Annotated in this window: 17 protein-coding genes and 1 pseudogene; 11 read left to right on the top strand and 7 right to left on the bottom strand. The window is 38.8% G+C overall.

Annotation, left to right across the window (positions count from 1 at the left end; genetic code table 11):
• Window positions 1-233: 233 nt before the first annotated feature.
• From BG04_RS04090 to BG04_RS30900, 4 genes are all read left to right on the top strand, one after another.
• Complete coding sequence (locus tag BG04_RS04090; protein ID WP_034649643.1) at window positions 234-755, top strand: hypothetical protein; 522 nt, start codon at window positions 234-236, stop codon at window positions 753-755.
• Window positions 756-819: 64 nt separating this feature from the next.
• Window positions 820-1,314, top strand: a complete 495-nt coding sequence (locus tag BG04_RS04085; protein ID WP_013084522.1) for a GNAT family N-acetyltransferase — start codon at window positions 820-822, stop codon at window positions 1,312-1,314.
• Between the two features lie 26 nt (window positions 1,315-1,340).
• The gene (locus BG04_RS04080) at window positions 1,341-1,823 is read left to right on the top strand and encodes a DinB family protein (protein ID WP_016765154.1); all 483 of its coding nucleotides are present in this window, start codon (window positions 1,341-1,343) and stop codon (window positions 1,821-1,823) included.
• Complete coding sequence (locus BG04_RS30900; protein ID WP_013084520.1) at window positions 1,807-1,974, top strand: hypothetical protein; 168 nt, start codon at window positions 1,807-1,809, stop codon at window positions 1,972-1,974. Before BG04_RS04080 ends, BG04_RS30900 begins: the two co-directional genes overlap by 17 nt.
• Before the next feature lie 11 nt (window positions 1,975-1,985).
• Here the strand turns inward: BG04_RS30900 and BG04_RS04075 are convergent, their stop codons facing one another.
• Window positions 1,986-2,627: a pyridoxamine 5'-phosphate oxidase family protein gene (locus BG04_RS04075; protein ID WP_034649650.1), complete on the bottom strand. Its 642-nt coding sequence runs from the start codon at window positions 2,625-2,627 to the stop codon at window positions 1,986-1,988.
• Window positions 2,628-2,752: 125 nt separating this feature from the next.
• The gene (locus BG04_RS04070) at window positions 2,753-3,007 is read right to left on the bottom strand and encodes a hypothetical protein (RefSeq protein WP_230184437.1); all 255 of its coding nucleotides are present in this window, start codon (window positions 3,005-3,007) and stop codon (window positions 2,753-2,755) included.
• 297 nt (window positions 3,008-3,304) lie between these two features.
• On the opposite strand from BG04_RS04070, the gene BG04_RS04065 reads away from it, so the two are divergent.
• From BG04_RS04065 to BG04_RS04055, 3 genes are all read left to right on the top strand, one after another.
• Window positions 3,305-4,315, top strand: a complete 1,011-nt coding sequence (locus BG04_RS04065) for an aldo/keto reductase (protein ID WP_034649652.1) — start codon at window positions 3,305-3,307, stop codon at window positions 4,313-4,315.
• Between the two features lie 386 nt (window positions 4,316-4,701).
• Entirely contained in the window at window positions 4,702-5,124 is a 423-nt protein-coding gene (locus BG04_RS04060) for a phosphate-starvation-inducible protein PsiE (RefSeq protein ID WP_013084516.1), read from the top strand.
• Between the two features lie 2 nt (window positions 5,125-5,126).
• On the top strand, window positions 5,127-5,480 hold the full coding sequence (locus BG04_RS04055) for a Na-translocating system protein MpsC family protein (RefSeq protein ID WP_034649654.1): 354 nt from the start codon (window positions 5,127-5,129) through the stop codon (window positions 5,478-5,480).
• 149 nt (window positions 5,481-5,629) lie between these two features.
• Here BG04_RS04055 and BG04_RS04050 read toward each other — a convergent pair whose 3' ends face one another.
• The 4 genes from BG04_RS04050 to BG04_RS04040 all read right to left on the bottom strand — a co-directional run bounded on the left by BG04_RS04050 (window position 5,630) and on the right by BG04_RS04040 (window position 8,774).
• Window positions 5,630-6,364 (bottom strand): class I SAM-dependent DNA methyltransferase, encoded by a 735-nt coding sequence (locus BG04_RS04050; protein WP_034649656.1) that lies wholly within the window; start codon window positions 6,362-6,364, stop codon window positions 5,630-5,632.
• Between the two features lie 250 nt (window positions 6,365-6,614).
• Window positions 6,615-7,340 carry an AbrB/MazE/SpoVT family DNA-binding domain-containing protein gene (locus tag BG04_RS04045; RefSeq protein ID WP_034649659.1) on the bottom strand — a complete coding sequence of 242 codons (726 nt, stop codon included), beginning with the start codon at window positions 7,338-7,340 and terminating at the stop codon, window positions 6,615-6,617.
• Between the two features lie 692 nt (window positions 7,341-8,032).
• A complete protein-coding gene (locus tag BG04_RS30265) occupies window positions 8,033-8,233 on the bottom strand; it encodes a hypothetical protein (protein ID WP_136461673.1) in 201 nt (66 codons plus the stop codon).
• Window positions 8,234-8,255: 22 nt separating this feature from the next.
• On the bottom strand, window positions 8,256-8,774 hold the full coding sequence (locus tag BG04_RS04040) for a ferritin (RefSeq protein ID WP_016765147.1): 519 nt from the start codon (window positions 8,772-8,774) through the stop codon (window positions 8,256-8,258).
• Window positions 8,775-9,055: 281 nt separating this feature from the next.
• Between BG04_RS04040 and pgaC the strand changes: the two are divergent.
• The 4 genes and pseudogenes from pgaC to BG04_RS04020 all read left to right on the top strand — a co-directional run bounded on the left by pgaC (window position 9,056) and on the right by BG04_RS04020 (window position 13,689).
• A pseudogene (gene pgaC / locus BG04_RS04035) lies at window positions 9,056-10,312 on the top strand (poly-beta-1,6-N-acetyl-D-glucosamine synthase).
• Window positions 10,270-10,731, top strand: coding sequence for a poly-beta-1,6-N-acetyl-D-glucosamine biosynthesis protein PgaD (gene pgaD, locus BG04_RS04030; protein WP_034649662.1), 462 nt, complete (start codon window positions 10,270-10,272; stop codon window positions 10,729-10,731). The pseudogene pgaC and the gene pgaD overlap by 43 nt, the downstream one beginning before the upstream one ends.
• A complete protein-coding gene (locus tag BG04_RS04025; RefSeq protein WP_034649665.1) occupies window positions 10,728-11,594 on the top strand; it encodes a polysaccharide deacetylase family protein in 867 nt (288 codons plus the stop codon). The genes pgaD and BG04_RS04025 overlap by 4 nt, the downstream gene beginning before the upstream one ends.
• 379 nt (window positions 11,595-11,973) lie before the next feature.
• Entirely contained in the window at window positions 11,974-13,689 is a 1,716-nt protein-coding gene (locus BG04_RS04020; RefSeq protein ID WP_034649669.1) for a putative bifunctional diguanylate cyclase/phosphodiesterase, read from the top strand.
• A 256-nt stretch (window positions 13,690-13,945) separates the two neighbouring features.
• Here the strand turns inward: BG04_RS04020 and spoIIP are convergent, their stop codons facing one another.
• Window positions 13,946-15,130 (bottom strand): stage II sporulation protein P, encoded by a 1,185-nt coding sequence (spoIIP, locus tag BG04_RS04015; RefSeq protein ID WP_034649672.1) that lies wholly within the window; start codon window positions 15,128-15,130, stop codon window positions 13,946-13,948.
• Window positions 15,131-15,243 lie beyond the last annotated feature (113 nt).

Here is a 15,243-nt window from a genome sequence, read left to right as displayed (position 1 = left end):
GGAGCGCAAGCGACGAGGAGGCTCACCGGCCGCCCGCGGAAAGCGAAGCCTTGCACGGAAATCAACAGCGGTGTAACAAGCAGTCCAGCTTATTTATCCCATCTGTTCGTCTTTAGGTTGGAGTAATTTTGTTATGTCTAAGCCTCTTTATTAGTAAAGAAAACAATAGTTTAATTCTGTTATTAATAGTATAATTAACCATATTTATTTTGAATAGAAAGGCTGATAAAAAGGTGTTAATATTCTTTTTAGCCGGCACTGTACTTGTGCTGGCGATGATTATTTTTTCGCGTACGCTGTGGGTGCCCAGCGGAATGATAGAACGTCTTAGCAAGAAAAAGTGGTTTCAAAACCATTGGCTAAGCGGAGGCTATTTGTTTGGCATTAATGCTTTATATTTTGGGACTACGATATGTTTACTCTTCCTTCCTATCTTTACTAATATCCCTTATTTGCATCTTGTTCTTATGTTTTTAGCGACAATTGTAAGTATTTTCACGTGGAGCGCCTTTAGTACAGCGTGGACAGGATCATTTAAAAACCGTCTTAAAATGGCTTTTACGGGAAGCAGCTTTTATTTAATATTGGCATTAATTATGGTGATCCAGTGGGTAAGCGTTAAGCCCCTGTATCCCAATGAAGATACGTTTATGCGAGCTTTAGGGTGGATGCTTGGCTTTTTCGTTTCAGCGGTCGCTTTTAGTGTATGTTTTATCTTCACGGCGTTTCTTGGAAAACGTTCAGCACGTGTGTAAGGATATCATCCGTTTTTTAGCGTTTTTTTCTAGTTAACTACTATTCACGAAAGCAGGGGTAAACGTGATTCGAGAAATTTTAGCTTCTGATGCAGCCGCTTTTTTAGCGTTAAATAAAGAGCTTGATCGAGAAACAGCATATATGCTGTACGAGGAAAATGAGCGTGCGATTACGCTCGAACAGCAGAAAAAAATGATTACAACTTTTTTAAAGATGCCGAACTCGACCATTTTAGTGGCGGAACAAGACGGACAGCTTGTCGGACATTTATCTGTGATTGGCGGAAGCGTTAATCGAAAAAAACACAGCGCATACTTAGCTGTTGGCGTACTGCGTTCCTATGGAAACCAGGGGATTGGTACTTCATTGTTTGAAGAAATGGAGAACTGGGCGGCGCGTATCGGCATCAAACGAGTAGAGCTAACCGTTATGACCCACAATGAAACGGCCATTTCGCTGTATAAAAAGATGGGTTTTAAAATAGAAGGGAAAAAAATATGTTCGCTCGTTGTAGATGGAAAATTAGTCGATGAATATTATATGGGGAAGGTTTTTTAAAAAACGTGCTTAAAGGGGAAATGAACGTGAAGTCGACGGTTGTTGAGTTAAATGAATGGATGATAAAGCTTCCTAAAAAGCTTGAAGTATTCTCTGAAGCAGCGGCGTCAAACCGTCTTGCTCCTAAGAAGTGGTCACCGAAAGAAATTGTGGGGCACTTATGTGACTCAGCCCTTCACAATTTGCAGCGGTTTGTCAACGTGCAGCATGAAAAAACACCTTTGGTCCTGACGCCTTACAAACAAGATGAATGGGTAGAACTGCAGCACTATCAAGATATGCCCATGGAAGAAATAGTTGCCCTATGGCACAGCTTAAATAAGCAAATTGCTTCCGTTCTTTTGCATATACCAACAGAAAAGCATATGTATCAATTCGAATTAAAAGATGGAAAGTTCGTTTCGCTCCAGTGGTTGACTAAAGATTATATTGCTCATTTAAAGCATCATATTAAGCAAATTGACGCTCAAATGCCGCTAGGAGGCAAAGAGGATGAAAAAAGAACATAAAAAAGAAGAATCTCAGGTGAAAGTAGATTTTAGAGCAGGCCGCGCCTATGGTGATCATGAATACATAGGAAGTTCGAAAAAAGGCGTGCTTCTTGCTTTGTTACCAGTTCTGATCATTGCCGGAGGTATACTGTTTCTGATGGTAAAATGACAAAAGCCGCATTACAGCGGCTTTTTTTCATAGAGGTGCTGAGTTTTGCTTTCTTCGGGATTGGTACGACTTTCTAAAGTGGAAAAGCCTGCGTGTTCTGCGACTATTTGAGCTGCGGAAGGAAGCGTTTCGACTCTTTCCCAAGATTCTGGATTCCACAGCTTTGATCGCTTGAATGCTTTGCTGCAGTGGAGAAAGCATTCTTGTACTTCGACGCCCATAGCGAGCAGCGGAGTTTCGTTTTGAACCGCCATTGTTTCAAGCAGCGCTTTTTCTTTTACAATGCAAGCTTTGCCGTTAATTCGCAGTGTTTCTTCTATGCCTGGAATCAAAAAAAGCAGCCCTATTTGAGGATTAGATAAAATATTTTCCAATGAATCTACTTTTTGATTGCCACGCCTCTCTGGAATCAATAGCCTTTTCTCATCGACAACTTGTACAAAACCAGGGTGATCGCCTCGCGGAGAACTGTCGCAAATACCTTTATAATCAGCTGTAGCGATGATAACAAAAGGGGAATGTTTAATAAATTCCCGGCAGTGTCGATCTAAATAAGAAATTATTTTTTGATGCGCCAATTTGTTAGGCGCGCCGACTATATCGCGAAGCTCTTCCTTCGTTTTTACTTGTTCTTTAAAATGACTGTTTTCCATTGCTTTTTTTCACTCCTACTTTTTGCGTATACTGAAAATACCATTTTCACATGTGAAATACTATATTTTTATATTTAAAAAACAGAAAAATCAGTATATTAAAATGGAGTAGAAGTGCTATAACGCTAGCTTCGGTCTTTTTTTAAATTTTTGATTGCGTTATCAAATATGTCATTAACCGTCTTCATATGTTCGCTGACGAGATGATTCGAGTCTTTTTCTCGCTGGCGCATGTCTTTCAACAAATCATCCATATCATCTAGCAGACTTTGAAAATATTCATCTTTTTGTTCTTCTTTCATTGTGGAATCGTCCATTTCATCAAGCTTATCGAGCTTATCTTCAATTTTTTTGAAGTATTCATCTCTCAAGAATCTCACCTCATTTATAAAGTAGCTTTCTGCTTATTGTATGCAAAATGTTTGTTTGCATGAGTAAGAAGTAGAAAGTACATAAATAAAAGGAGAGCCTGAAAAGCTCATTTACTCCTTAGTAGGTTACTTTTTAGTTCCCATATTACTTTGAAGTGCGTACTTTTTTTTATTGTGTATATGCTTCATAATAAATTTTGTCAGGAGATAATATGACATTTAATGAATAGATCAGTCGTTGAGTTTACCTTCATACTGATCAATTTCTAAAATAGAATTATAAAAATTTCAGGAGGTTTTATGAATATGAGAGAGATACCGCAAGGAAAACTAGGTTTTGGAACGGCACCTCTAGGCAATATGTATCGTAATATTCCAGAAGAAGAGGCTATAGCGACGGTCGATGCAGCTTGGGAAAGCGGCATCCGTTACTTTGATGCAGCTCCTCTTTACGGAGCTGGCTTAGCTGAGATGCGCCTTGGTGAAGCCCTGTCAAAAAGAAATCGCGATGAGTATGTGCTAAGTACGAAAGTAGGTCGCGTCATTTCAGATGAACTAGAAGACACATCTTCACGTGATATGGGAGAAAAAGGCGGACTTTTCGAATTTGGCCGTAAAAATAAAATTATCAATGACTACAGCGCAGATGCCACTCTTCGTTCGGTCGAGCAAAGCTTAAATCGTTTAAAAACAGATCGCTTGGACTTTGTGTATATTCATGATGTTGCGCAAGATTTTTATGGAGATGAGTGGGTAGGACAATTTGAGTCTGCTCGAACGGGCGCATTTCGTGTGCTTACGCGCTTGCGTGAAGAAGGAGTTATTAAAGGATGGGGACTTGGAGTAAACCGAGTAGAACCAATTGAAATCATGCTGGAGTTAGAAGAAGCAAAGCCGGATGTATCATTGCTAGCGGGCCGTTACACGCTGTTAGATCATGAACGTGCGCTGCAGCGAGTGATGCCCGAAGCCGTAAAGCATAATATGGACATTGTTGTCGGCGGACCGTACAGCTCAGGCGTTCTTGCTGGAGGTACACACTTTGAATATCAAAAAGCATCTTCAGACATTATGGCAAAAGTAGAAAAAATCAAAGCGATTGCAGATCGTCATCAGATCAGCATTAAAGCCGCTGCTGTACAGTTCTCACTGGCTAATCCAGCGGTTGCTGCTGTTATTCCTGGCGCTAGTCGTCCAGAGCGTATTGCTGAAGACAAAGCGGCATTAAATACAGTAATTCCGGCAGCCTTCTGGGAAGAAATGCGTGAACAAAAGCTTGTAGCTTCTTGTGCTCCGCTGCCGATCAATGTTAAATGAAGAAGTAGTTAAAAACTATATCAGTGCAAACGCTAAGTAAATCTTTATTTGAAGTTTTGACGTATTGCGCTATAATTAATTGTAAAGAAGCTTATTGATAGAAATTCATTATATATGTTTTTTTATCTTTGGTGACTTGACTATATGTAGATATATGAAGGGCTGGATAACAAGTATTGAAAAATGCTGAGTCGTTAACCCATCATAAAGAAATTTGTACAGCTATGCACAAATCTCTTTATGATGGGTTTTTTTGTGGAGGAGTGGATATGTTGAAGACAACTAATAAAGCAGCAAGCTCTAAAACAAGCTAATAGTTTTTGAGCGTTTTGCTAACATGAATAGAATCAATGTAAGGAAGTTAGATAAAAGGAAGGGATACAAAGGTGTTGGAACTATTTTTACGTAAAAAAAGGCAGTATCTAATTACAACATATCAATTTATTTTAAACGTCTCGCTGATTGTCCTAGGGTTTATACTCGTTTATTTTTTATTGAGAGAGCTTTTTTATATTATGAATGATGCCTTAACAGGAAATAATAACGTTCATAAAATCCTTGGAAAAGTATTGGTTTTCTTTTTATATTTTGCTTTTGTTTCGATGATTATGACTTACTTTAAGGAAAGCTGCCATTTTCCGTTGAGTTATCTTTTATACATTGGAATTACTGCTACAATACGATTTATCATTGTAAATAACAATTATCAAATTGGAAGTTTATTTTTATCGCTAGGAATTATTGCTTTAACGATTAGTTACTTAATGTTAACGAAAAAAAGATTAGAAGATAATGAAAGGAGAATTTGAATATGAGTAGAAATAAGGAGCATGAATTTAGTAATTTAGTGCGCGAAATCCGTAAGGAGCAGGTTGGAAATGGACCGAGAGAAATTACTACTCGCTTTGTAGATGCGTGGGCTGTTAGTGAAATGAAAGGCAATCTTACGAATGTAGAAAAATTTATGATAACTTCTCCTGAAGGCAAAAGAATGGTTCATGAGGCACGTACAGAGCTAGTGAAAAAAATTTATGATTGCTCCGAGATACGAAATAAGTTTGAAAAACTTGTTCATGCAAAAATTGTAAGAGTTTTTTCAGACATTAATATTGAAGAAGATGTTGCGATGACTACTTTTGTTTTTGATAAAAAGTTAGACGATTAACTAAAATAGTTTTTTGAAAGAAAGAGGGATTTAGTGACGCCAAACAACAGAGACACAGCGTATGTTGCTGTTGTGAAGAGTAAGTGTAAAAGAGCATCAAAGCCTTTGTTTCCTTAACAAAGGCTTTGATGCTCTTTTCATCTAGGCGCTTATCTATTCTTCACGCCGCTCATCAGTAAAAACAAAGGAATACGCATTCGCCGCTCGTAAGTTTCAGCGCTGTCGAAATATTCTTTTTGAGGACATGCTTCTTTTAAATTTGTAACGGTGAATGCGCTTTGCTGCATCAAAGAAAAGTACTCTTCAAGCGTGCGATGATACTTTTGAACGTATCCGCCCATCCAGTGCTGCTGACGGAATCCCATTGAGAAGTAGTTATCCACGGTCCAGTTTGTGCGCAGAGCAGAAGGCTGCAAAGTGGAAGTAATGACTGGATGTTCAACGGAAAAAATAAATCTTCCTTCAGGTTTGAGTGCTTGATTCACTTTAGTGAAAATGGAAGCTAAGTCTTCCATGTAGTGGAGAGACAGTCTTGCAGTAACCAAATTGTATTCGGTGCGTGGTGGAGTATAATGCTCCATCGATTCATGGAGCACTCTTGCATTTGGATAGTTTAAAAGCTGTTGCTGAGCCGCGTTTATCATATTGATCGAGCCGTCTACCCCGGTATAAGAGAAACATCCCTGGTCAAGAAGCTCCGCGCCAAATCCAGCGTTTCCGCACCCTAAATCTAAAACGTTTGCATCTGTAACATCACCTAGAAGCTGTAAAATGGCCGGTTTTTCAATCGTATCGTTGGCATTTTCTTTTTGCTGCCGGCGTTTTGTATAGGCCAAAAACGTCTCGTCATTATCGTAAAATTCAGTTCCTGTTGAAATCTTCAACTAAATCAGCCTCCTCTATGCAAAGTACCTCATTATACACATATATTGAAATTATTTACAAATATTTTGATAGATATGGAAATGGTTTTTTATTTTGGAAGTAGTGCTATTATGTGGAGTAACCGGCTTGTACACGTTTACGGAAGATAAGTCTAAAAGCTAAGAGTTGAGTATAGAAAGGGTGAATCTATGCGTAACTCTTAGCTTTTGCTATGAAGTCATAGGGAACCATTTGTTTTTTGCGTCGTTCTTATTTCGATAATTTTTTAACAATTGCTGCGTCTATTTGCTGAGATAATACGCTGCTAATCTCTTTTCCATTCTCCACTTTTTCTAAAATGAGCTGCTTATTACTCTTCTTTATTTTTAACATCGTACCTGAATGAATAGAGAAATCATCTCGCAGCTTTTTAGGAATAGTAAGTCGAAAACGGTCATCAATTTTTCGAGATTGAGCCGTAAATGTTAAAGTCGTTTTCTTACCAAAACTCATTTCATATTTTTGAATCACAATGTTATTTTCCTGGTTAATAAAAAATTGAACCTCCATGTTGGCATCCAATTCGACTAACGTTAAAAGTTCAGAAGTGAGCTGAATCTGCCGTCCGGTTAATGTTGCATAATAAGGGGGAGGCGCCGCAGGTTTTTGTGAAAGCGCTATCGATTTTTCGTCTCTTTTTTTCATCACAATTTGCTGTTCTACCACGTATAGTTCTACATAATCAAAGGGCTTAAGTTCATAGTCATCTCGCAGGGATTTTGGAATGACTATTCTACTCATGTGGTCAATTGTTCGAATGAAGATACGAGAAGGAACCGGGACATTTCCATCATGATGATCGATAATAATCCAATCATCACAGCTCCGTAAAAAAACTTTGTCGTTCGTCTCGAGTTTTGTTAGTTGCATAAACAAAGAAGGAAGGGATACTCTTCCCATTTCGTCAATTATACACTCTTCTTTTTTTGTACGCATCTTGCTACTTAATCCTTTCTAAAAACAGTTTAGATGGGGTATGTTACTTAAATTACACAGCATTTATTTCTTTGTCAAATGAAGCAAATGAGTATTTATTCATCCTACAGATTGAGAAATACAGGAAGTTTGACCTCATTCAGTAGATGCACAGCTGTCCCATGTAAAAGGTAATTATCTGAAGAAAACAGTTAATCTGTTAATTAGAAAAGCATAGAATAAAAGCGTTTTTCTTTCTTTTGATTTTATTGTCAGAAACAAAGGTTTAAAAAGGAGCTTCCTTCCTTTTCTAAAGAGTAGGTTTTTTATTAACAAAATGCAGCCAGATTTACGCTCAATGATGAATAGATTTATGCATATTAAGTCTAGAAAAAAATTTCAAGCGGTGCTTTTTCCACTTGTTTTGGAGAGCAGTCATAGTTGGAAAATAAAGAAAAAAGCTCAAAGCAATGAGCTTTGAACCAATTTTTATCGTTTTTCAATCAGCAGTAAGATGAAGGTAACAAGCGGTCCTAAGGCAAGAGATAATAAAAACCAGTTCAGACACGTTCGATTTTTACCTTAATTGTTTCTTTATATGAGTAACAAAATCTATATCAGCATAAATATCCAAATTTTTGATTGGAATTCCTGAATTAGGGTGGAGAAACGGTGAATTTTTTCATGAAGGAAAATTCTCTATTTTCCTTAACTTAGTGAAGGTAGTAGTGAATAAGAGAAGGATGCACGGAGTAGACGTGAACGTATTGAGGCCGATGATAGTGAAGCTGATGCATATATTGATTCATAAGCCTTTGAATGGCGTCATACACATTGGGCGGATATCCATAATAGCCGTGATGAATACCAACTCGACACAAGGAAAGGGGCGTCGTGTTATTGGTTCTGCACATTGTTCTATACTCTTCTGCGCTTTTAACCTTGCGCAGCTGCTCCACCCGCTGGTGCAGCTTTTCGCTGTCCTAGTTCTTGATCGAGTATAAAGATAGCTGCAGGGTTATTTTGGGCGATTTTTAAACGGTCTACAATCGTTTGAGCTTGAGCTTCTTCGTCGACTTGTTCTCGTAAAAAGTCCTGCACGATGACTAACGTTTGAGGGTCATTCGCTTGGTTGATAAATTGAAACGCTTGACGATAAGAATTCGTGACGAACTTCTCATGCTCCAATACTTTTTGAAACGTTTCTAACGGTGTCCCAAACTCACTTGGCTGAGCAGGCAAAGAGCTTAATTCTACCGTTCCGCCGCGGTCAACTAAGTAGTCAATGAGTTTTAGCATATGAGTGCGTTCTTCTTCAGACTGCAGACGCAGCCAGCTGCCCATTCCTTTATAGTTTAATCGATTCATATAGTTAGACATAGCTAGGTATAAAGTCGAAGAGACGTGTTCAAGTTGAATTAAGTTATTGAGCAGCTTTTGAATTTGTTCGTTCATAGTTGTTATTCCTCCTTAGGGAAAAGTTTTTTTCGTATACTACCTGCAATCATCACGCTTTTAATCTACAAAGATACTATATGTCACGTCTTTAAGTAGGTAACTTGCCCATCCTTTATTGGTGCTTCTTACTTACATATAAGAGTTGTATAATATAGGAATAAAAATAGTTTAAAAGTATCTTTTTTTTAGATGGTTAAAATTACTATGTTCTATTTAACCAATTTAGTGATAAAATTGTCACTCTGTGCAATTTTAATTGGTGTGAAGGAGTCAGAAAAATGAATATGCAACACGTATTAATACCTGGATTTGAAAAGCTTGCGAGCTTTGTTTTCTGGTATCCATTTATCATGTCTTTATTTTGGATTGCAGGCACGCTTATTTACATACGCTATCGCGACCGAGATCCTAAAGTTGATTTTTCAACAATTGACTGGCCGTTAGTGAGCTTTTTAGTGCCTTGTTATAACGAGGAAGAGACGATTGAAGAAACGCTTAAGCACCTTTTGGCGTTAGATTATCCGTCTAAAGAAATCATCCTTATTAACGATGGCAGTACGGATGGAACAACTGATATTTTAAAAGAAATCAGCAGAAATCACCCTAAAGTTCGTGTGATTCAGCTTTATGAAAATAAAGGAAAAGCCAACGCGTTGCATTTAGGTGCGCACGCATCTAAAGCTGAGTTTTTAATCTGCTTAGATTCCGACGCTATTTTAGATCAAGACGCTCCATATTATCTAATCCACCATTTTCTTCATAAAGGGGAACGGCTGGGAGCCGTTACCGGAAATCCGCGCATTCGAAACCGTAATACGCTGCTGAGTCGCATTCAGCTAGTTGAGTATTCTTCTATTATCGGTTCTATTAAACGAACACAGTGAATTTTAGGAAAAGTAATGACGGTCTCAGGCGTAGTAGTAGCTTTTCGAAAGAAAGCACTTGTAGACGTTGAGCTGTGGGATCGTGACATGATTACGGAAGATATCGCCGTGAGCTGGAAGCTGCAGCAGCGCTTTTGGGATATCCGCTATGAACCGAGGGCATTGTGCTGGATGCTTGTGCCCGAAACCTTAAAAGGAATTTGGAACCAGCGAGTACGCTGGGCTCAAGGCGGACAAGAGGTAATGCTTCGCCACTGGAAAGTGTTATTAAAATGGAAGCAGCGCAGAATTTGGATTGTATACCTAGAGCAGTGGATCAGTACCCTTTGGTCATTCGCATGGCTGTTTGTGACTATCATGCTGCTTGTTACGGCGAGCAGCCCCCAAGACATGCTGTTTTGGTTTACGTTTACGTCATTTTCCCTTGTGTTTATGAGCTTAATTCAACTGTTTATTGCGCTGAAAATTGATTCGAAATACGATAACGTGAAGCGGTATTACGTATGGGCTGCATGGTACCCAGCGCTTTATTGGATTGTGAATACGATTGTGGTAGTGGGCGCATTTCCTCGTGCTATCAGATCTAGAGTGAAAGGAGGCTATGCTACATGGAGCAGTCCAGACCGCGGCTTAACGAAGAGCAAATCATGATTCAAGCCAAACAGCCTCTTGCTCGATTAGTGGTAAGCATCATTGTTTCATCTGTTTTTTGGCTCTATTGTGCCATTGTTCTTTGGTTTTTTCTTTCAGCTGTTATCGGCGTAAATGACCGTTACAGCGGGGTATTAAAAATTGCGTTCAAAACGACGAACGGCGAAATTCGAACGTTTTTAGTAATTGGACTTGCTATTTTTTGCTTCTTTTTCCTGGCTCTGTTTTTATGGAGATCCTACAACAAAAAGAGATTTGGAAGCTTAAACCGACGAAAAGAGCCGGCGTATACGAGTATTAAAGATTTAGAGCGTCTTGAGCTTTTATCTAAGGATCAAATTCAAGAGCTTCAGCGTGCACAGTACATCGAGTTTGATGTTAATCCGTTAAAACATACTGAAGAGAGGAAGCACGCATGAAGAAATATGTATTCTTTCTTTTGATTGCGGCAGCGGTAGTTGGCTTTATTTTCTTTAAAGTAGTGAACTGGGAAGACAAGGCGAAAGCAACAACGACCGTGGAGCCAGCGCTTGAGACGAACGGATGCTTAGGCTTAAATTATCATCGCGTGCGCAAGCATAATTGGTTTAATCGAGTTGTCAGCTCAGTTACAAAGTCTGACGAACTGACAGAGTACAGCGTCTACAGCAATGATTTTGAACATCAGTTAAAAAAGCTGAAGGAACTTGACACTACGTTTGTTACGCCAAAAGATATTGAAGCGTATCAGCAAAAAGGCACGTTTCCAAAACGCTGCGTATGGATTTCATTCGATGATATCGACCGTACTGTTTATCAAAACGCGTTTCCTATTTTAAAAAAGGAAAACATTCCGTTTACGCTATATGTAATCGCAGGACAAGTGGGGGCAACGGATTTTCAAAATTTAAACATGGCTTCATGGAGTCAGCTAAAAGAAATGAAAGACAGCGGCCTTGCGACAATCGGTTCGCATACATATGATATGCACCGTTTAGAAGAAGACAAGCCTTTATTTCTGACGCCTGCTAAATACAGCGCGTTTGCTGGAGATTTACGAAAAAGCAAAGAAACGATTAAGAACCATTTAGGAATAGACCCGGTTTACTTTGCATATCCATACGGCAATACAAATGATGACGTAGCTAAGATTGTAAAAGATGCTGGTTTTCACCAAGCAGCTATCCTAGCCCCCCACCTTATTACAAAAGATAACGATCCTTATTATCTGAATCGAATTATTGTATACAACAAAACCTTTCAAAACCTTATTCTTCCTTGGCTGACACGTACGAGCACGTAAGAAGAAAATGTAAAAAGCCTCTGTCTAAAGCAGAGGCTTTTTTTTGTTCACCATCAAAAGGTATGTCGATTAAGTGAAGAAAGTACACTTTCATTTCTATAAAAATCATTTTAATGGTACCATAGAAAAGTTGTAATAAAAGACATGGATAAACGAAACAATCTATCAATTTTTTCACAAACTTCTTGTAAGAAGTTTGTGAAGGTGAAAAGAGGAAAACAGCGATCCTACGTTTGTTATTTTAATAATATAAGGTAATCAGACAAACCAATCCGTTGTCCGTTACTGGTTAATTTGTATTCATTATTCACGATTCCTCTCTATCATTTCGTCATGGGTTTTGTTTTATCGTTAAAATTTTGATAAAGGTGTATAGGCTATGGAAAATAGGCATTTTGAATATAAATTTAAAGAAGCGCTGAAAAAACTAAATGATATTGAACTTGCGTTAAATGAATCATCGATTGTAGCAATTACGGATAGTCGCGGATTCATCAATCACGTGAACGATAAATTCTGTGAAATTTCTAAGTACGAAAGACATGAGCTTCTCGGTCAGGATCATCGTATTATTAATTCGAAACATCATTCAAGCTTGTTTTTTAAAGAGTTATGGAGCACGATCAGGTCCGGTAAGGTATGGCACGGAGAAATAAAAAATAAGGCAAAAGACGGTTCGTCCTACTGGGTGGATACAACCATTGTTCCTTTTTTAGATGAGCGGGGTAAGCCGTATCAGTACGTATCGATTCGCAATGATATTACAAAACGAAAAGCATATGAAGAGAAAATTAAGCAAATGGCTTATTATGATCCGTTAACCAATTTGCCTAATCGCTACTGGTTAAACAAGCAGCTGAAAAAACTGCTTCTAAATCGAGAATCTCCTGAACTGCTGGCCATTTTATTTTTGGATTTAGACCGCTTTAAATCAATAAATGATACGCATGGCCATCATCACGGCGATGTGCTGCTGAGGCGCGTAGCAGAAAGGTTAAGAAAATGTATTCCTTCCTCTGATTTTATCTCGAGGCACGGGGGCGATGAGTTCATTTTAGTGCTGCATTCACTAAAAACTGTTGAGGAAATTGAAGAAATGACCGAACAGATTGTAAAAGAAATGGCGCTTCCTTTTTATATAGACGGTGATAAAGTGTTAACCTCTACAAGCGTTGGCATCAGCCTATTTTCAAAGGAATGTCAGCAGCATATTATTCCAAAAGACGCAGATGAACTAATCGACCGGCTGATCAAGCAAGCAGATATTGCGATGTATGTAGCAAAACGGAATGGACGAAACACATATGAAATGAGTTCGTCTTCATCTAATGAACGAATAATTAAAACAATCAGCATGGAGAATGAGTTAAAGTATGCGCTAGAAAGAGATGAGTTTCAGCTCGTTTATCAGCCGTTAATCGATTTGAAAACGTCTGATGTCATAGGGGCAGAAGCGCTTATTCGCTGGAATAGCGCAAAGTTTAGTACCGTCTATCCAAATGAATTTTTGCCTATTTTAGAAGAAGTGGATCTAATTGTGCCGGTTGGCAAGTGGGTGTTAGAAGAAGCGTGTAAGCAGATGAAAGCATGGACGGAGCTGAATTCACTAGCGAGTAAAATAGGAGTGAACGTATCACCTATTCAGCTGAAGTCCTCACGATTCGTAGCGGAGATGGAACAAATTTTGAAAAGAACGGGCCTTGAGCCGCGCTTTCTGGAACTTGAAATCACTGAAAGCGTTATTCAAAACAGTCAAGAATCAAAAAAAGTGTTAAACCGTCTGCGGAGTCTAGGCGTAAAAGTGGCGATGGATGATTTCGGAACGTGCTATTCATCCCTTAGCTATCTCAAACACTTGCCGATTAATACGTTAAAAATTGATAAATCATTTATTGACGACTTAGACGAAGTTGGAAAAGTGCTCGTGGAAACGATTATTCAAATGGGAAAGAAACTTAACTTTGATCTAACTGCAGAAGGAATCGAAAACGAAGAACAGCTGCAGTTTGTGACGGAGCAAGGCTGTCATATCGGTCAAGGCTATCTATTCGATAAGCCGCTTTCTCCCGAGGAAATGAGCCGTTTGTTGAAATGAAGGAAAATCCTATGTACAGAAAGAAGCTCTTTAATAGAGCTTTTTTTATGGTTTTTAATCGTATGGAAGGAGTGAGGAATTTGTGAAAGAGTACGTTGGAATCTGCACAGTATGTCAAAAGAACGTGTACTGTTTAGAGGGATTTTTAAACGGTGTGGTTGTTGAAGGGAAGCTTGTGTGCTTTGTCTGTGAAAAAGAGGAGAAGCGTGACTCTCATAAAAACAAAAACTAGCTACCTGGGGTAGCTAGTTTTTGTTTACTGCGCATTCACTTTTTCAGCTTGCCAGTAATACTCGCTGAACACATCAGAAAAAGCTTTGACGGTATTTGTGAGTTCTTCCATATTGTTATCGACGCCCCCTACTTCAATTAAAATGGAGCGGTCGGATAAATCTTGATTATATAGCCCGTTATTGCCGCTTGTTTTCTTTTTGCTTAATACTCCGCGGCTAAGACCTGGATATTTTTCCTCTAGTTTTTCATGGATCGCTTTGGCCATTTTCACGTTTTCATCAAATTTCGGATTCGCTTCACCTAATACAATCATCATTTTAGCGTACGATTTGCCGTTGATAGCGGCCGTTGTTTTTTCTTGGCGCAGTGAATCACGATGAATATCGATTAAATAATCGACGTCTTTGTTTTGCTGAAGAGCCGTTTCCACGACGCTGCGAGACATCATATAGGCTCGTCCTGTACCCCAGCCTTTTTCATTCAGCTTTTGCGTCATATTAGTTGTATCTACTTCCGAACCGATTCCGTCTGCTTTTAATTCCATTCCTAGCATTTGACCAACGAGCGTAATGTTGGTTTTGTTATCAACGGCTTTATTTTCATTCGCTTCACCTTGCATACCAAGTAAAGGGAAATAAGATTCCCAGCTGTGCGTGTGGTAGATGTACACAACTTTTCTGTCTCCCGTACTTTGCTTGGCCTGTACTTGAGACTGTTTTTTGCTTTCTTCGTACGTTTTGCTTTCAGCAGGATCCAAATCACGCTCGCCTGAAATGCTTTCGAGCGGAGGAGCCGATTCATGGGGAATCGTGGTATAATCCGTTCCTTCACCGGCTAATAGAATATGAGAATCAAAAATAGAAAAGCCGGGCAGTTCTGATCCAAATAGACTTCTTGTATCTGCCACGCGAATATTCGTCGCCAGCTGCAGGGCGACAGAAGAGAGAGGAGGCGGGGAGAAGTCTTCTTCAAAGGCATGAGAGAAATGATGGTTTTCCGTATGCATGAAGTAGAACAAGCTTTGGGCTTTATAATTTGATAGTGCTTGATAGACAACGTTTGAGCGCAGCGTATGCTGAAGAGTTGAATACGTGACGGTAAAAATAGCGGCTGATGTTAAAAGAACAAATAGTATAGCGATAATTAATGATTTATAAGAAAGGATCCAAAAAAGCTTTTTAGGCTTTTCAGTAAACTTGTTTTTCATAGAGTAAACCTCCTCTAATAAAATTTTGAAATCAGCGGATGAGAACTCTAAGAGGAGAATGTTATGTATCTACTATTTACTCTATTAAAAAGAAATAGAAATATGATAGAAAC

Source organism: Priestia megaterium NBRC 15308 = ATCC 14581, from assembly GCF_000832985.1.
GTDB classification, from domain to species: Bacteria; Bacillota; Bacilli; order Bacillales; family Bacillaceae_H; genus Priestia; species Priestia megaterium.
The sequence above is the reverse complement of the archived record's forward strand: the minus strand, read 5'-3'. Positions and strand labels throughout refer to the sequence as shown.